Here is a 17,120-nt window from a genome sequence, read left to right on the forward strand (position 1 = left end):
TATAATTAAACATTAAAAAAATACGGTTGTCCTGATGGATTTAGAAGATATATTGATGCCTGCAAGAAAACTGAAATCGGAAAAATGGCAGTTTGGAAGCCAGGTTTCGGATGAATTGCAGGAGGGTGGGATCGCGCTTATTTACTGTTCAGATTTTCGTGGTCATAATGATGGAGATGCTGAAATTCTTGATTACCACGAAGTGAGGCGTGAGCTAAATAAGCTGTCAAAACTTGATTTCACTTTGCCCGTGTGCGATTTGGGAAATCTCATTTCGGGGAGATCGCACGCTGATACGCATTTTGTACTGCAGGAATTACTCTTAGCGTGCTTTAAGAAAAATATAATCCCCATCGTTGTCGGAGGCAGCAACGATATGGCTTTTTCACTTTTTTCAGCGCTGAACCATCACCGAAAAAGTATTACATACACACAAATTTCAAATGTTGTATCTCTTGCAGCAAACAGCGAGGAGATCACGGAAAATAATTATTTAACTAAAATTTTCAGTGATACTAATTTCAGTCTCAAAAACTATCATCACCTTGGCTACCAAAAACATCTGAACGAAGTAGATTCTGTGCGTCTGATGAAGGAAGTAGATTTTGATGTGGTGCGTTTGGCAGAGATGATGAACACTACCGAAAATACCGAACATTTCTTTCGGCGTGCAGATTTGGTGACTGTCAACTGTGACGCGGTGGAAAGTTTCAGCGACGGTTTTTCTACCACGCCGCAGGTAAACGGCCTGAACCGCCGCGAGATCTGTGCTTACATGAAGGAAGCCGGCCTAAGTGATAATCTGGCCTGTGCGGGAATCTTTAATTTTAATGCGGATTCATCATCGCAGTTGAATAATCAGTTGCTGGCGCAGATGATCTGGCATTTGGTGGAGGGCATTAACATTCAGCGCTCACATCCCAGGGAAAGGCAGTTTGAAACTTTCCATATCATGGCAGATGACACGCAATATACTTTTCAGCGCGACAGTTTCAGCGGATTGTGGTATTTTGGTTCCGATGAAAACCGTGAAAACCTTATCCCTTGTTCGCGGCAGGAATATGAAGCGGCGATCCGCGGGGATTTGCCGGCGCGGCTCCTGAAATTTTAGCACTTCTGAAAACACAAGCCGATGATGAAACCTTTAACCAGACTTTACAGCAACCCAACATTATGGGTCATGCTTACGGTATTGGTAAAGGTGCCAATCTTCCTTACACGTCACATTCAGGAGGATGCATTTATCACATGGCGTGTCGCAAAAAATGTCCTTGATTTCGGGGTAATCGGTTTTAACGGCGCCGAGCGTATCTCGGCTTCCACCACACATCTTTATGTGGCGGTATCGGCGTTTTTCCAGTTTTTGTTTGGCGGTTTTTTCGTATATCCGCTACTGGTTTTCAGCAGTATTTTGTTTGCGGTGGGAAGCATTTGGCTTGCGCGTCTGTTCTTTAATGACGATCTGAAACGCCAATTTCTGTTTGTGGTTTTGCTTAATATTGTGCCCCCGGCGCTCACCGCTTCCTGCGTTGGGATGGAATACGGCATCCTGTTCTTTTTCTACTGCGGACTCATCTATCATGCGGTATATCGGGGAAAAAATTGGGCTTATTTCGTGTTTCCGCTGCTTCTCCTGTGGACGCGGCTGGACGCGGCAATTTTTCTGGGTGTATTGTTTTTAGCTGATTTTATCATCCGCCGCAAGTTCAATTACGTTTTCCTGATGGCAGGAATTATCGGGCTTTCAAGTATTGTTTTGTTTAATTTTCTGTATTTCGGCGAATTGGTAAATCATACGATAACGGCCAAAAAAATTGCATATAAAAATTTCTTTTTAGACCAAAGTTGGCGGCATATTGTGCTTCAGTGGGCTTATTATGGAGGATTGATTAAGAAATATTCGGTACTTACACTCGGTGTTTTCGTGGCTTTTCTACTGCTTTTATGCTTTTGTCTTTTTAAAATTATTAAATCTAAGATGTTCAATCGCGAGCAGAAAATTCTGATTCTCGCAATCTCGGTTTTCGCCCTTCTGAAAATCTCGGTTTTCGCGTACTTTCAAGCCTATTTCGATTGGTATTACTGGCTCCCGCGCGTATTTTTGTTTGTTGTAATGATTATTTATCTGCTAAATTTCCTGCCATTAAATAAAAAATTCCTGCTGCTTGGATTGGTGATGTTTTTCGGCACTTTTTATCTTTTCCAGTTCGTGCAGTCTTATGCAATAGGCTATATGGAAGACGGGCAGCGCCGAAAAATTGCGAAAGAACTGAGTGTTGATGGCGATCCACGACATTCCATAATGCTTGAGCCGGCCGGAATTATTCCGTTTTACACAGGTTTTTACACGTATGACGAAGTAGGCTTGGTGAATAAAAAGATTACCGCTGAAATGCAAAACGATGAAAATTTATGGTGGGTCAATTCTGTGCGGAAATTTCAGCCCGATTATATCCTGACCGTAAAAAACAAAGTGGGCGCAACAGGAAGTTATTATCAACTGAAACAGGCCGATACCGAATTTTTCAATTCCCGATACCGTTTCGTGAAAACCTATCAGATTGCGGAACTGACGCAAAATGCGCCGCAAATCCTGAAGTGGGTTTATGAGTTTCGGCCGATCGGCAAAGATTATCACCTATACAAAAAACGCTAAGTTATGGTGAAAGTTTCGGTGATCGTTCCGGTTTATAATGTTGAGAAATACCTGAAGAAATGCCTGGATTCTTTGTTAAACCAGACGCTGCGCGAGATTGAAATCATCGTGGTGGATGATGGTAGTACAGATTCGTCGCCAGAGATCATTGAGGAATTTAAAAATGAACATCCGCAACTCATTAAACATTTAAAAAAGGAAAATGGCGGCCTGAGCGATGCGCGGAATTTTGGTCTCGACCACGCGGCGGGCGAATTTATTGGTTTTGTAGATGCGGATGATGAGGTGAATCCTAAAATGTTCGCGGAATTGTACGCTTTATGCCAAAAACACGATGCGCAGATTGCACTATGCAACCTCGTGAAAGTGAATGAGCACGGTAACGAACTTCAAAAACTTCCACAAATTCCAAATTTGCCCGAAAAAGTCATGCTGTATGAGAATCTCATGGCATTTGCGGACCTTTCTTATTTCGCGTGCAATAAACTTTTTAAGAAAGAACTGTTTAAAGACAAAAGGTTTAAAAAAGATGTTCATTTCGAAGATATTCAGCTTATACCGCAGCTTTTGCTCGACAGTACGGTCATTGCGCATTCGCCGGAATATTATTACCGGTATCTTGAAAGGAACGATTCCATTTCGCGCACGCATACTTCGAAAGGCCTTGATATTCTGCGCGCGGTAGAAGATGTGGAGAAATATTTCTCATCATCGCGTTACAGGAGGCAGCAGAAGGAGTTGCGTCGCTTTCAGATCCTTGAAGGTGTCTATACTTTCCTTGCATACTGGGCTTTTGTAAAAGATGCCGAAACGTCAGCGAAAATGGCGGCCGAACTGAAAAAATTCACGCAAAATCGTGGTCTGGGCATCATAGAAATATTACGTTATCAGCGTTTTGGGCAAAATTATCTTTTATCTTTACCCGTCGGAAAACAAATATTTTACCTGCTTTATTTCGCTGGTTTCCGTCGCCTGCCGCAAAGGCTGGCTAAAAACACAAATTGATAAATGGCGATTCTGCACCCGGTTTTTATCGTGATTTTCCTGTTTCTTGCCTACGCGAGTTACATGGAAATCTTTAAACTGGACCGAAAAGTAAACTTGTACACCTGGATTGCCGCCGTGCTGATCATCACCGCCGTTGGTTTAAGACTCGATGCAGGCGCAGATTATCCGGTTTACCGGATGCTTTTTTCGGGTTTTGCTGTGTACACTACGTATGCGGATGTACTTGATAAAGCGCTGTTTCAGCCAAACACCGAAGAAATTGAGTGGATATTTGTGCTCATCAACAAGCTGGTGTTTGATTTTGGCTTTCCGTTTTATATCGTAACGCTGATCATGGCAATCATTGCAGTCAGTCTGAAGTTCACTACGATATTCAAAAATGTAGCGTATCCGTCACTTGCGATTCTGTTTTATTTTATGCCGATCATGTTTTTCGAAGATTCCGGGCAGATGCGACAGGGACTTGGGATTGCGGTTTGCGTAGCCTCTTTTAAGTTCATTAAGGACAGAAATCTGCCGATGTTTCTGCTTTGCATGTACATCGCGCTCGGCTTCCATAAAACTTCCATCGTTTTTCTTCCTGCTTACTGGATTGTGAAAATCCCGATGAACAGCAAGCGTATTTTCTGGGTGCTCATCGTAGCACTGATCTGTTCTCCGCTGGAACTTTACCGCCTCGGAGGCGATTTTTTCAGCACATTGGCGCCTCAGGACATATCGGGTGCATATGTGGGTTATATGGATGACCGCTATTACGGTACGCAGGTAGAGACGGGCCTGAATGATTTGGTGAAGTTGATTTTTATTGTAATTTTAATTCGCTACGATAAAAAAGGTTGTGAGGAGATCTGGTGGTATGAGTATATGCGGAATCTTGCCGTTTTCGGGCTGGCGCTGTTTTATTTTTTCAGGTCTAATGAGATTTTTGCGGTGAGACTGCCTGGCGCTTACATGTTTTTTGTGACTATGTTTTGCCTTACGAATTTGGTGAAAGCCGTGGAAGGACGTACACGGCAAGTGCTGTATTTGGGTTTTATGGCATATTTTATCGCGATGTTTTTTTATTTTGGCAGCGGCAACGGTCACCGTGGGGGATTCACTGTAGACCGGTACAATAACGCACTTTGGTAAACACACAAATGGATGAATTAAAAAATTTACTTCAGCATGCCGGCATAGCTCAGTTTTACCTGAAATTAGTTTTTGGGATGGTGAGTTCTTTTCTGCTGACATTTTTCACAATACCGACCATTTCGAAGATTTCACGCCGAAAGAACCTTATGGATGAGCCGGGCGTGCGCAGTTCTCACCTGCGTAAAATCCCGAATCTTGGCGGCATCGCTATTTTTTATTCTATTGGCGTCTGCGCTTCGGTGTTTGCATTCGAACTGTTCGATATTTACAAATTCCTGTTTGCCTCGCTTGTGATTTTGCTCTACATCGGTGTGATGGATGACATCGTGGTGATGCGTGCCTATAAGAAATTGATCGCGCAAATCATTGTCACCGCCTTCATGGTCATTGGTTCAGATGTGCGGCTTCGAAGTTTTTTTGGTCTTTTCGGCATTTATGAACTCAATTATTTCTTCAGCGTGGCAATCAGCATCTTCACTTTCATTGTTTTAATTAACGCATTCAACCTTATCGACGGTATTGATGGCCTCGCGGGCGGTTACTCGATCCTGTGCAGCGCGATGTTCGGAATCAGCTATTTCCGTTTAGGCGAGTACAATTATCCGCTTGTGGTGTTGTCGGGGACCATCATTGCGTCCGTAGCGGCATTCTTATATTATAATCTTTCGGCCCAACGCAACACAAAGATTTTCATGGGTGACACCGGTTCGATGATTTTGGGTTTTCTTTTGGCGTTCACAGCCATCTGTTTTATTGATATTTTCATAGATAAAGAACTGCCCGGCGTGCCGCGCTATTATTTGCAGTCGGCTCCGTCGATCGCGATGGCGATCCTGATCCTTCCGATCGTAGATACGCTGAATGTCTTCATCATAAGAACGTTTAAAGGTCAGTCGCCATTCCGCGCAGACCGGAACCACATACATCATTCGTTGCTGGATTTGGGTCTCACACATCGCCGCAGCACGTTTTATATACTGCTGTACTACCTTATGATCGTGGGCACAGCCTATTATTTCAGGCACATCAACGTAAATGTGCTGCTGTTGGTCATCATTACATTAGGGTTCATGGGCGCGTATTTACCTAAAGGACTTCTATTTATAAGAAAGAAAAGCAATTAATTGCTACTTTTGTTTATTACACACTTCATCGATGAAAAAAAATTACCCTTATTTTTTAATTATTTTAAGCTTAATACTGCACTCCTGTGTTTCTACTAAAGATGTCCGCTATCTCCAGCCCAGCGAAACATTAGTCATCAATGAAGAAGGTTTGGTTCCGTACAACGTTCCTGTTTACCGTGTAACTAAAAACGATATTCTCACGCTGAACGTGGTCACCACACCAAAAGGTGATGCCGCGCAGTTTTATTCTGCCCTGAATTCGAGTACTTCTGCGGACGGCGGCGGAGTCGCACAAAACGCTGTAGGAAATAATGTGCAGGGTGGTCAGGGTGGAAATTCTATTTTTTATTTTAATGGTTTAAAGGTTGATTCGAAGGGTGATATCAATATAATGGGTATTGGCTATGTGAAAGCTGAAGGCCGCACTTTGGAAGAAATCACGCAGGAAATACAGCAGCGTGTGAATGAGAATTTCGTGGAAGGTAAATCTGAGGTTCGCCTTAATACCGATGGGATAACCTATTATATTCTGGGTGATGTAGAATCCGTAGGCCTCAGCGGTGAGAAAAAGGCGCATAAAAACACACTCACACTTACAGAAGCATTGGCGATCAATGGTGGTCTGAACCGCACGGTGGACCGAACGAATATCATCATCCACAGAAAGCTGCCCGAAGGAATAAAGATTGCGAAAATAGACATCACGCGTGAAGATGCGATGAACTCGCCCTACTATTGGGTACAGAACGGCGATGAGATCCTGCTGAATACGCGGGCAAAGAATCTTAACGGTTTCGGAAAAGATCCGATACAAACCCTTACTACGGGAGTTTCTGTCATCACGACGGCTCTTTCGATATATCTAATCTTAACGCGCCTTTGATGATTCCCGAAAAAGAAAATAAAGCAAAGGCAAAATCTGAATCTTTAGGTGCCTTCGCGCTGTTCGATATCGAGCATTTCCTGCACCGTGTACTTCGCAACTGGTATTGGTTTGTGCTGATGGCCCTGCTTGGATACACTATCTCGCTGATTTACAGCAAATACTACGCGCAACGCATTTACGCTTCGAACCTTTCTTTAAGTATTTCAAATAATACGGCCAGCTATTTCACGCCAAATCAATCAATTAATTTCATTTGGGGCCAAACCGGTAATCAGGATGGTGTTTATTTGAAAAAAATGCTCCTTTCGCGTTCGCATAACGAATATTTGGTGCAGCAACTTGATCTTTTTATTAATTATTCCACAAAAGGTCTCATCAAACGGACTTATCTCGATAAGTACGATTCACCGGTTTTTCTGGAAGTTGATAAATCGCATCTTCAGCAGGTAGATTATCCGATCACACTTATACCGCGCGGAAAAAGCCGCTATGAAGTTGTCTTGCCCGAAGAGGCGCCCAGCAGCACGCTATATTCGTACAAAACCGAAAACTTCCAGCGAGTTCCGGCATTCCCAAGGCCTGCAAACCGTATAATTGGTATAAACGAATGGTATGTATCGCCCGGTCTGAAATTCAAACTTGTCCTAAATCCACAGGAAACACCGATAAAGCTTGATAATATCATCCTAACACTGTCCACCGTCAACAATACGGTGAACAATATCGTTTCTACGATCAGTGTAGAGTTTGATAAGGAGATCAACAGCATAATGCTTATCAGCAAACGCGGCTATAACCTGAATGGCACGGTGAATTTTCTTAATACGTCTGTAAATGAACTGCAAAAGAAAAGACTTATAGACCAGAACACCGTAGATAAGAACACGCAGGATTATCTGTTCCAGAACCTGGCCGAAATCCGTAAAAAGCTGGATTCAAGTGCGGCGGTTTTGAACCAGCTGAAAGTTTCGGAAGGGCTTTATGACATCGAAGACCGTGATGAAAAGACCATTAAAAATATTAAAGACCTTCAGCTCAAAAAGGCTGATCTTCTCACAAAACTCAATTCGCTGAACAGTATTCGCACCTCACTTTCGTCGCAAAACCTCGACCGTATGATCAGTCCGAGTGCAGCCGGTGTGGAAGACGGTGTGTTTTCCGCTTCGGTTTCTGAACTGAAGGCCCTCTACCAAAAAAGACGTGAACTGGCGCTGATCTATACTCCCAATTCTGAACCGATGCGCGAGATTAACAGGTTGATAAATGAGGCCCGCGGAAGCTCGACCGGTTCATTGCGGAATTATTACAATGTCTACGCGGTAGAAATCGCTAAGATCGACCGCGAAATTGCGGCGGAAAGTGCCGGAATGGCATCCTATCCTGAAAAAGAGCGCCGCTATCTCGACGCAGAGCGGGGCTATAATATGATAGAATCTACGTACAACATCCTGCTGACAAAGCAAAACGAGACGCAGATGCGTGTTGCAACGAATAAATCTGACATTACCGTAATCGATCCGGCCAAAAACCTAGGCCAGGGCCCCATCGCGCCCAATGTTCAGCGGACACAATACACCATCATCGGTGGATTGGTACTCCTACCACTGCTGTTTCTGGGTATTGCGGAGGTTTTAGATTCACGAGTGCGAAATTTAAAAGACCTTTTAGTGGCGACACGCATTCCGTTGCTTGGCGTCATTGGCAAGAATTCACATGAAAATAATCTTACCGTGCTGGAACAGCCTCGTTCGTCTATTTCAGAGGCCTTCCGCGGTGTTCGGGCTAATCTCCGTTTTCTGCATAAAGAGGATAAACAGTCAAAAGTTATTTTACTCACTTCGTCGGTCGGTGGTGAAGGAAAGACTTACATTTCAATCAACATCGCTTCCGTTTTAGGTTTAAGCGGAAAGAAAACGATTCTACTCGGGATGGACCTACGGAAACCGAAGATCTTTGGTGATTTTAAAATTGACAATAAATACGGCATTTCAAATTATCTTACCGGCGAAGTAGAGATCGAAAGAATCATCAACACGACTAAAATCCCTAATCTCCATGTCGCCACATCGGGTCCTATACCACCGAATCCTTCTGAACTGCTGATGAGCGAGCGCAACAGGGAATTCATCGAAGAACTTAAAAATCATTATGATTTTATCGTGATAGATTCTCCGCCGGTGGGTCTTGTGGCAGATCCGTTTGAACTGATGAATTATGCAGATGCCAGCATTTATGTGGTAAGGCACGAATATACCGAAAAGTATATGCTGAAGATGATCACCGAGAAATATCATTCACAGGAAGTGAAAAACCTGGGCCTTATCTACAACGCTTTCGAGGCGAAACAGGGTTACGGCTATGGCTACGGCTACGGTTATGGTTACGGTTATGGGTATTTCGATGAGGATAAGAACTATCAGCAGCCTTTATTGATCAGAATCCGCGACAGAATCCGCACATTTTTCAAACAAAAGTAAAATATCTTAATTCCGGCTTTAAAATGATTTCGAACTGTTTAATCATAAATATGTTCTTCTGCCGTTTTTCAGGTAAGTAAATTATGCTTTATTGTTGGTATTTAACTAAATATTAAGAATTTGCTTAACCACAAAATGTCCTATATTTGCAAAATTATTTATGAAAATTGATCTTCAATCGTTTAGAAGGAGGACTTATGTTTTTTCCTTTTTTGCTGTGATGCTGCTTTCCGCGCTCTCTTTTGGGCAGCGGCATGAATTGGGGGTTCAGCTTGGCGCGAGCAATTTGGTTGGCGATATTGGCCGGACCAATTATGTGCTGCAGAAACCTTTAGGCAATATCAGTGATTTCGGTATCCCGTTTTACGGTGGCATTCTTTACAGGATGAATTTTAATCCTTACCAAACCCTGCGTTTCAATGTCGGGTACAGCCATATTCAATTCGCGGATGGCGCGGCAAAAGAGGCTTACCGCAACAGGAGGAAACTTTGGGGAACCAATTCAATAATTGAAGCCGATGCTATTTTCGAATACAATTTCCTGCCGGTAAATGACGAGCAGCAAAGCATGCTTAGTCCGTACATTTTTGCGGGTCTGGGTGCGATGCTAAGCAACACGCCTCAAATCGCTCTGGAACACGATTTCCGAAGAGACGCCGGCGGAACTGCGCAGACGCCTGTTGACAGCGAGGATTTCTTAACCCGACAGGGAGATTATCAGTCTGTAAGCCAAATCACCATGGGTGTTCCGTTTGGTGTGGGTTTAAAATATAAATTTAATTACAACTGGGCACTTTTCGGCGAGTTCATGTTCAGACCTACTTTTTCAGACTCGATTGATTACAGTGTCGTAGATGAAAACAGTCTGCAGGTGACTTACAACAAAGATATATTGGCAGCGGGAAGCACTACGAAATCGCTGTTGCAGGAAACCCCTTTTCTTGAGGTTGCCGAAGGCCGTGTAGCGGATTTTCTTAAAAACCGTACGGTAGGTAACCCTAATTCCAAGGACTGGGTCAATTCGGTAACCCTTGGTATCAGCTATTCATTCGGTAGGCCGCCGTGTTATTGTGGAGATTAGAAGATGCAGACATTTAAAGACAAAATAAACCCGGAGCGCCTGCCACAGCATGTTGCCATAATAATGGACGGTAACGGCAGATGGGCGAAATCGCGCGGCGAAAAGAGAACTTTTGGGCACAAGCACGCCATCAAGGCAGTACGTGAAGCGGTAAACGCCTGTAACGAGATCCATATTCCTTACCTTACACTTTACACGTTTTCTTCTGAAAACTGGAACAGGCCTGAAGATGAGGTAGATACCTTAATGAGTCTCATTTCTGAGACACTTATCCTGGAAGCTGAAGAGATTTTCACTAAAGGTTTGCGGATGCATATCATTGGTGATATAGAGAAGCTGCCGCCGCTTGTTCGCGAGCAGATGCTGCATCTCGTAGATATCACCAAAGAAAATAAGCAGGGAAATCTAATCCTGGCGCTAAGCTACGGTTCGCAGAACGAAATGCTGAATGCGGTGAAACAAATCAGCGCAAAAGTAAAAGCCGGTGAACTCACGGAAGATGAAATTACCGAAGAGGTCTTTGAAAATCATCTGTACACCAAAGATTTTCCGCCGGTAGACCTGCTGATCCGTACCAGCGGAGAAGTGAGGATCAGCAACTTTTTGCTTTGGCAGATCGCCTATGCTGAGCTGCAGTTTCTGGATATCTTGTGGCCGGATTTCGGGCGCGAAGATTTTTTCAGATGTATCTACAACTATCAAAACAAAGAGCGCCGCTTCGGTAAAACCAGTGAGCAGCTCGAAGAAAATATTTAAAAAAAAGACAGTTAGCAACATAAAAAATGAAGTTTAAATTCTTACCCATCATCATGTTTGTGGCTTCGGCACATTTCTATGGCCAGACCACTCCCACGCAAACACCACAGGACAACAATCCGGTATACGCGCAGAACGAAGCCGGGACCTACATCCTGAAAGACATCGTGGTAGATGGTGTAAAAAAGTACAGCCCTGCACAGATCCTCAGGTTTACCGGTCTGAATAAGAACGAAACCGTGGAAATTCCGGGACAGAAGATCAGCAATGCGATCAAGAAACTGTGGGAAACTCAATCTTTTTCTGAGGTGGAGGTTTACATCCAGAGCATTGAGGGCGACCAAATTGTCTTAAGATTTAATCTTCAGGATTTAAAGGACCTCGGTGAAGTGAAATTTACCGGAAAAGGTATTGGCAAGACCAAAAGCGAGAAACTTGCAAAGGATAACAACCTGAAGCCCGGAACTAAGATCACACAGAATCTGGTTTCGACACTTCAGACCAATATACCGAAAGAATATGTGAAAAAAGGGTTTGCTGACGCGAAGGTGACCATTCAGGAGAAGGTGAACGCACAGGATCCCGAACTGATAGACTGGACGATTGATGTAGACCGTGGCAAGAGAGTGAAGATCAGCCACATCGAGTTTGAAGGTAATGAAAGCGTTTCAGACAGAAAACTCCGCAACAAAGCATTCAAAGATACCAAACAGCGTCGTTTCGGCATTAAAGGTATCCTGAAACCTTCAAAATTCATCCAGGAAAAATATGAAGAGGATAAAAACAACCTGATCAGTTATTACCGTTCACTCGGTTTCCGCGATGCCAAGATTGTATCAGACTCGGTTTGGAGAAACCAGAAGAATGATTTTGAGATCAATGTAAAACTGAACGAAGGGAAAAAATATTACATCGGCGACATCAATTTCCTTGGAAATACCGCGTTCCCGACAGATTATCTGCAGAAAGTTTTAGGCTATAAAACCGGCGACATCTATGATGCGGTAGGATTTAACAAGAAAGTTGGCGAAGACGGCGGTAAAGAAGACGACTCAGACATCAAGTCGATCTACATGAACAACGGTTATCTTTTTTCAAACGTTACACCTATCGAAAAATCCGTAGTTGGCGACTCAATCAATCTGGAAATCCGGATTTCTGAAGGCGAGAAAGCGACTTGGAACCGTGTAACCTGGAGTGGAAACACTACAACACACGATCATGTGGTTTTACGCTCACTCCGTACAAAACCCGGAAGTCTTTTCGCGAAAAGCGACATTAAAAGAACGTATTTTGACTTAGCGGGGATGCAGTTTTTCGATCCTCAGCAGGTGGGCCAGAACATCAGCCCAAATCCGCAGGACAACACAGTAGACATCCACTGGACACTGGTAGAGAAAGGATCTTCGCAGGTTCAGCTTCAGGCGGGCTACGGGGGCGGCTCATTTATCGGTACTCTTGGGCTTACCTTCAATAACTTCTCGCTGAGAAACTTTTTGAGATTTAAAGATTTCAAACCGGTTCCTCAGGGTGACGGTCAGACACTCTCCATTCAGGCGCAGGCGGGCCAGTACTTCCAGAATTACGGTATTTCATTTACAGAACCATGGCTTTTCGGTACCAAACCTACAGCACTTTCAGTAAGTGTAAACCAATCTTTGGTAAGATATACCGATCAGTTCGGTGATACACAGAAACTCAATATTTTCTCTGCCAGCGCGGGTCTGAACAGACTTTTGAGATGGCCGGATGATTATTTCTCACTTTATACCGGAATTCAGTTTCAGAGCTACGATTTTAGAAATTATCCTTTCCAGTTCGGAAACCAGACCGAATATAACGGGTCTGCAAAGAACTTCAGCTTTAATGTAGGTTTAAGCCGAAATTCTGCCGGACTTGACCCAATTTTCCCAACTCAGGGTTCAAATGTGGAAGCTACAGTGAAATTTACGCCACCGTATTCACTCTTCAGCGACAAAGATTACTCTTCAATGTCAAATGTTGAAAAGTACAAATGGCTCGAATTCTACAAAGTGAAATTAAAAGCCGATGTTTACAACACCGTAGTGGGCAAACTTGTTTTGCGAAGCACCGCAGAAATGGGCTTCCTAGACGGTTATAATGCTGACCTTGGCGCACCGCCATTCGAGCGTTTCTACGTAGGTGGAACCGGTCTTTTCGGTGGAAGGTATGACGGACGTGAACTTGTTCCGTTAAGAGGTTATGAGAATGCATCTTCTACCGGCGGAATGCTGGAAGACGTAACACCATATGGTGGGGCAACAATTTATAACAGATTTGCGTTAGAAGTACGTTATCCGATCTCAATGAACCAAACGGCTAAGATTTACGCACTGTCATTCGTGGAAGGTGGAAACGCCTGGAATACCTTTGGAACTTACAATCCGTTCCAGCTGAAAAGGTCTGCAGGTGTAGGTGTGCGTGTTTATATGGGCGCTTTCGGGCTCATCGGGTTCGATTTCGCGTACGGGTTCGACAAGACGCTTATCGGCACAGAACCGGCAGGTTGGAAAACACACTTCCTGATGAATCAATCTTTATAAAAGCATGGACAATGAAACACATTAAATTATTTGCGCTCACCTTCATTATTTTTTGCGGCACGCTGAATGCCCAAAAGATTGGTGTGGTGGACACAGACTATATCCTTAGCAAACTTCCGCAGTACAAAGACGCTGAAGCACGCCTGAATGCGCAGATCCAAAACTGGCAGACCGAAATTCAGACGCTGCAGTCGGACTTTGAGAAGAAAAAAACACTTCTTGAGAATGAGCGTGTACTTTTGATTGGCGATCAGCTGAAATTAAGGGAAAAAGAAGTGGAAGATCTTGATAAAAAAATCAAGGCGATGATCAATAACCGCTTCGGGACTTTGGGTGAAATAAACAACGCACGCTCCAATCTCACCAAGCCTTTCCAGGATCAGATTTGGAATGCAATCCGCACGGTATCAGAGAAGAATGCGTTAGGCATAGTTCTTGACAAAAGCAATAACATCAGTGTCATTTTCCTCGAAAAAAGGTATGATTATACGGATAAAGTATTAGATTTGCTACTGAAAAATGCGGGAACAACAAAAACCGAGAACGTAAATCAAAGGCCCGGCACTTCGCAGTCTGATGCGCGGAACGAAAAATTAAGAATACAGAAAGAAGGGGACAGAAACGGCGCCCAGGAAGTTCAGCAGCAACAGATGAGAAAAAATTAAAATTTTAAAACAAACAAAACAATTTATTTATCTTCAATTATGAAAAAATTAAGTGTATTATTCGCAGCAGTAATGATGTTAGTAACCGTAGGAACAGCAAACGCACAAAAGCTTGCTTCCATCGATTACGAATCAGTACTTGCAGCAATGCCCGAAACTAAAAAAATGACCACTGACTTAGATACCTTCAGCAAAACAAAAGGCGACGAACTAAACAAGCAGGCAGAAGCTTTCCAGAAAGAAGTTCAGCAGTACCAGGCTGAGGGCGCAAAAATGACCGAAGCTCAAAGAACTGCAAAAGAAGGCGATCTTCAGAAGAAGCAGCAAAACCTTCAGCAACTTCAGCAGACTGCCCAGCAGGATCTTGCACAGAGAAGAGATGCAGCCGTGAAGCCAATCATAGACAAGCTGAACAATGCAGTAACAAAGGTGGCTAAAGCAAACGGTTTTGATTTCATCATCGATTCTACAGCGTTGATCTACAAGGCAGGTCCTGATGCAACTCCTTTGGTTAAAAAAGAGTTGGGTCTTTAATAAAAGTCTTCGATAACCTAAACCATCCCGAGTTTTCAGGATGGTTTTTTAATTTAATTTAAATGCAGAAAGAACTTTCAACGGTAGTAAAAGTACGCTTCAGCGACTGTGACCCAATCGGTCATCTGAACAACGTAAAATACCTCGAATATATGCTGAATGCCCGTGAAGACCATGTAGAGAACGGCTATGGCTTCACGTACGAAGAATACACGCGGCGCACCGGCTGCACCTGGATCACCATCCAGAATGAGATTGCGTATCTGAAAGAAGTGCGTTACAACGCGAAAGTGATGATCACGAGCAAGACCATCGAAGTTGGCGACCGGCTTTCCAAAGTGGAGATCCTGATGAAAAGCGAGGACGGCAGCACGATACACAGCGTTCTATGGCTCACGGTGATTTATTTTGATATGAAAACGCGCCGAGCAGCTATTCAGCCGCCGGAAACCATCAGTCTGTTCAAAGATTTTCTTGTGAATCTTGAGGAACCTGATTTCAAATCGCGGGTGGCGTCATTACGCAAATTAAACAAGTCCGTTTCCAAATAGTTTTAAATTACTTCAATGAAGAAAATTTTAGTCACCGGAGCCAATGGTCAGCTGGGACAATGCATCCAAAAAATTGCGCCGGATTTTGAAGACCGTTTTGAGTTTATTTTCGCGGATTCACAGGCGCTCGATATCACAGATGCAGACAGTGTCTCCGATTATTTTTACGATCACAAGCCGCATTTTTGTATCAATGCCGCAGCTTACACAGCCGTAGATTTAGCCGAAACTGAGGGCGAAAAAGCTTTCGGCGTGAATGCTGAAGGCATTAAGAACCTTGCAGAAATCTGCGCGGAATATAAAACAGTCTTAATTCACGTTTCAACAGATTACGTGTTCAATGGTGACACGCAAATATCGTATTCAGAAGACTCATTTACCGATCCACAGGGCGTTTACGGCGCTTCTAAATTGGCGGGCGAGGAGTTGGCTTTAGCGGCAAATCCGAAAACGGTGGTAATCCGCACGTCCTGGCTTTATTCGGAATTCAGTAAGAATTTCGTTAAGACGATGCTGAATCTTTTCAGGCAGAGACCGGAGCTTGGCATTGTGAACGATCAGTTCGGACAGCCCACCAATGCGAATGATCTAGCCGAAGCCATTTTAAAAATTATCGGAACAGAACCAAAAGTTTACGGTGTTTTCCACTTTTCGAATTATCCGGAAACCACCTGGTTCCATTTCGCAGAGAAAATCGCTGAATTCGCTAAGTCTCCAGTCAAATTGAATCCGATACCAACAGAACAGTTCCCCACGCCCGCAAGACGTCCGGTACGCAGCACCATGGCGCTCGATAAAATCGGGGAAACTTATGGAATTGAGCCTGAGCATTGGGAAAATTCACTCCAAGACTGTATCGAAATCCTTACAAAATGAAGCACATAAGCATCCTTTTCGTGATTTTCTTTGGCCATTTTTTAGTGGCTCAGAATGTCATTTTAAATAATGTGGAACGCAGCCACAGCAATACCGATAAAGTTTTCTACAAAATCAATCCTACGGAAACAAAAGCTGAATATTTAGGCGAAATAGAAGTGCAGGGCTTTTCAGACGATGATGCCGAAATGTTCGGGAAAGTTTATAAAAAAGCCAAGCAAATTGGCGCGAACGCCTTTGCATACAAGCCATTTGAGTCAGTCACCGGCGGGCAGCAGAAGTTCGATGCGGCGCATTACAGGCTTAGTCTTTATTATGTGGAACAGGCAGATTTCCGGCCCGAAACGAACATTGTCTACCTTATTTCTTCACCGTACAGGGATCAAATAATCTCATTTAATGAGGAGAAAATAGCGTTCAAGCCGCGTACTTTTATCCGTAAGACTTTACTTCCGGGCACCGTTTACACAGTTTCAACGCGAAAATTTTTGGGCTCGTCCATCAAACTTTCTGCGCAGGAAAACCAGCCCGTACAGTATTTTCAGTTTTCCGCGTTTTCGGTGAACTCCAACCCATACGGAACTTCGGGAATCAATCTGAAATCCGGCGATATCACGCGCCTGGAGCAGTCTTACGCGCAGTTTCTCACCACCATTTATCAGTTGTTGGATTCGCTTGAGGAGCAACAAAAGTAGTTTCCATACAGAAACAGGTCCGGCTTTCCGTTGCAATCTTTTTTGCGGGCTTCGCAGGCTCAGCCCGCAAAAAAGGATTTCCACTGCAATCCGGGCTAAAAGGTCGGGCC

At 43.7% G+C, this 17,120-nt stretch carries 15 protein-coding genes; all 15 read left to right on the forward strand.

Annotated features, from left to right (window positions below; all coding sequences use genetic code 11):
• Nucleotides 1-34 precede the first annotated feature (34 nt).
• The gene (locus QEP06_RS08015) at nucleotides 35-1,111 is read left to right on the forward strand and encodes an arginase family protein (RefSeq protein ID WP_285269801.1); all 1,077 of its coding nucleotides are present in this window, start codon (nucleotides 35-37) and stop codon (nucleotides 1,109-1,111) included.
• 21 nt (nucleotides 1,112-1,132) lie between these two features.
• Nucleotides 1,133-2,656, forward strand: coding sequence for a hypothetical protein (locus tag QEP06_RS08020; protein ID WP_285269802.1), 1,524 nt, complete (start codon nucleotides 1,133-1,135; stop codon nucleotides 2,654-2,656).
• A gap of 3 nt (nucleotides 2,657-2,659) precedes the next feature.
• Nucleotides 2,660-3,661 carry a glycosyltransferase family 2 protein gene (locus tag QEP06_RS08025; protein WP_285269803.1) on the forward strand — a complete coding sequence of 334 codons (1,002 nt, stop codon included), beginning with the start codon at nucleotides 2,660-2,662 and terminating at the stop codon, nucleotides 3,659-3,661.
• Nucleotides 3,662-3,664: 3 nt separating this feature from the next.
• Entirely contained in the window at nucleotides 3,665-4,795 is a 1,131-nt protein-coding gene (locus QEP06_RS08030; RefSeq protein ID WP_285269804.1) for an EpsG family protein, read from the forward strand.
• A gap of 8 nt (nucleotides 4,796-4,803) precedes the next feature.
• Nucleotides 4,804-5,922: a glycosyltransferase family 4 protein gene (locus QEP06_RS08035; RefSeq protein ID WP_285269805.1), complete on the forward strand. Its 1,119-nt coding sequence runs from the start codon at nucleotides 4,804-4,806 to the stop codon at nucleotides 5,920-5,922.
• A gap of 31 nt (nucleotides 5,923-5,953) precedes the next feature.
• Nucleotides 5,954-6,808, forward strand: coding sequence for a polysaccharide biosynthesis/export family protein (locus QEP06_RS08040; RefSeq protein WP_285269806.1), 855 nt, complete (start codon nucleotides 5,954-5,956; stop codon nucleotides 6,806-6,808).
• Nucleotides 6,808-9,288, forward strand: a complete 2,481-nt coding sequence (locus tag QEP06_RS08045) for an exopolysaccharide transport family protein (RefSeq protein WP_285269807.1) — start codon at nucleotides 6,808-6,810, stop codon at nucleotides 9,286-9,288. Before QEP06_RS08040 ends, QEP06_RS08045 begins: the two co-directional genes overlap by 1 nt.
• Nucleotides 9,289-9,448: 160 nt before the next feature.
• The gene (locus tag QEP06_RS08050) at nucleotides 9,449-10,369 is read left to right on the forward strand and encodes a DUF6089 family protein (RefSeq protein ID WP_285269808.1); all 921 of its coding nucleotides are present in this window, start codon (nucleotides 9,449-9,451) and stop codon (nucleotides 10,367-10,369) included.
• Between the two features lie 3 nt (nucleotides 10,370-10,372).
• Complete coding sequence (gene uppS, locus QEP06_RS08055) at nucleotides 10,373-11,125, forward strand: polyprenyl diphosphate synthase (protein ID WP_285269809.1); 753 nt, start codon at nucleotides 10,373-10,375, stop codon at nucleotides 11,123-11,125.
• A gap of 26 nt (nucleotides 11,126-11,151) precedes the next feature.
• On the forward strand, nucleotides 11,152-13,689 hold the full coding sequence (locus QEP06_RS08060) for a BamA/OMP85 family outer membrane protein (protein WP_285269810.1): 2,538 nt from the start codon (nucleotides 11,152-11,154) through the stop codon (nucleotides 13,687-13,689).
• 11 nt (nucleotides 13,690-13,700) lie between these two features.
• Nucleotides 13,701-14,354, forward strand: coding sequence for an OmpH/Skp family outer membrane protein (locus QEP06_RS08065; protein WP_285269811.1), 654 nt, complete (start codon nucleotides 13,701-13,703; stop codon nucleotides 14,352-14,354).
• A 39-nt stretch (nucleotides 14,355-14,393) separates the two neighbouring features.
• Nucleotides 14,394-14,888: an OmpH/Skp family outer membrane protein gene (locus QEP06_RS08070; protein ID WP_251832364.1), complete on the forward strand. Its 495-nt coding sequence runs from the start codon at nucleotides 14,394-14,396 to the stop codon at nucleotides 14,886-14,888.
• Nucleotides 14,889-14,950: 62 nt separating this feature from the next.
• On the forward strand, nucleotides 14,951-15,439 hold the full coding sequence (locus QEP06_RS08075; RefSeq protein ID WP_285269812.1) for an acyl-CoA thioesterase: 489 nt from the start codon (nucleotides 14,951-14,953) through the stop codon (nucleotides 15,437-15,439).
• Nucleotides 15,440-15,454: 15 nt separating this feature from the next.
• Nucleotides 15,455-16,315 (forward strand): dTDP-4-dehydrorhamnose reductase, encoded by an 861-nt coding sequence (gene rfbD / locus QEP06_RS08080; RefSeq protein ID WP_285269813.1) that lies wholly within the window; start codon nucleotides 15,455-15,457, stop codon nucleotides 16,313-16,315.
• On the forward strand, nucleotides 16,312-17,010 hold the full coding sequence (locus QEP06_RS08085) for a hypothetical protein (RefSeq protein WP_285269814.1): 699 nt from the start codon (nucleotides 16,312-16,314) through the stop codon (nucleotides 17,008-17,010). The genes rfbD and QEP06_RS08085 overlap by 4 nt, the downstream gene beginning before the upstream one ends.
• The last annotated feature ends 110 nt before the right edge of the window (nucleotides 17,011-17,120 follow it).

Origin of the sequence: Kaistella rhinocerotis (genome assembly GCF_030243905.1) — a bacterium.
In the GTDB taxonomy this organism is placed as follows: domain Bacteria; phylum Bacteroidota; class Bacteroidia; order Flavobacteriales; family Weeksellaceae; genus Kaistella; species Kaistella rhinocerotis.

Bases quoted from the DNA above. Each gene is read 5' to 3' on its own strand.
- QEP06_RS08025 (WP_285269803.1), top strand. From the start codon at position 2,660: ATGGTGAAAGTTTCGGTGATCGTTCCGGTTTATAATGTTGAGAAATAC.
- QEP06_RS08020 (WP_285269802.1), top strand. From the start codon at position 1,133: ATGATGAAACCTTTAACCAGACTTTACAGCAACCCAACATTATGGGTC.
- QEP06_RS08075 (WP_285269812.1), top strand. From the start codon at position 14,951: ATGCAGAAAGAACTTTCAACGGTAGTAAAAGTACGCTTCAGCGACTGT.
- QEP06_RS08085 (WP_285269814.1), top strand. From the start codon at position 16,312: ATGAAGCACATAAGCATCCTTTTCGTGATTTTCTTTGGCCATTTTTTA.
- QEP06_RS08060 (WP_285269810.1), top strand. From the start codon at position 11,152: ATGAAGTTTAAATTCTTACCCATCATCATGTTTGTGGCTTCGGCACAT.
- uppS (WP_285269809.1), top strand. From the start codon at position 10,373: ATGCAGACATTTAAAGACAAAATAAACCCGGAGCGCCTGCCACAGCAT.
- QEP06_RS08035 (WP_285269805.1), top strand. From the start codon at position 4,804: ATGGATGAATTAAAAAATTTACTTCAGCATGCCGGCATAGCTCAGTTT.
- QEP06_RS08050 (WP_285269808.1), top strand. From the start codon at position 9,449: ATGAAAATTGATCTTCAATCGTTTAGAAGGAGGACTTATGTTTTTTCC.
- QEP06_RS08030 (WP_285269804.1), top strand. From the start codon at position 3,665: ATGGCGATTCTGCACCCGGTTTTTATCGTGATTTTCCTGTTTCTTGCC.
- rfbD (WP_285269813.1), top strand. From the start codon at position 15,455: ATGAAGAAAATTTTAGTCACCGGAGCCAATGGTCAGCTGGGACAATGC.
- QEP06_RS08040 (WP_285269806.1), top strand. From the start codon at position 5,954: ATGAAAAAAAATTACCCTTATTTTTTAATTATTTTAAGCTTAATACTG.
- QEP06_RS08015 (WP_285269801.1), top strand. From the start codon at position 35: ATGGATTTAGAAGATATATTGATGCCTGCAAGAAAACTGAAATCGGAA.
- QEP06_RS08065 (WP_285269811.1), top strand. From the start codon at position 13,701: ATGAAACACATTAAATTATTTGCGCTCACCTTCATTATTTTTTGCGGC.
- QEP06_RS08045 (WP_285269807.1), top strand. From the start codon at position 6,808: ATGATTCCCGAAAAAGAAAATAAAGCAAAGGCAAAATCTGAATCTTTA.
- QEP06_RS08070 (WP_251832364.1), top strand. From the start codon at position 14,394: ATGAAAAAATTAAGTGTATTATTCGCAGCAGTAATGATGTTAGTAACC.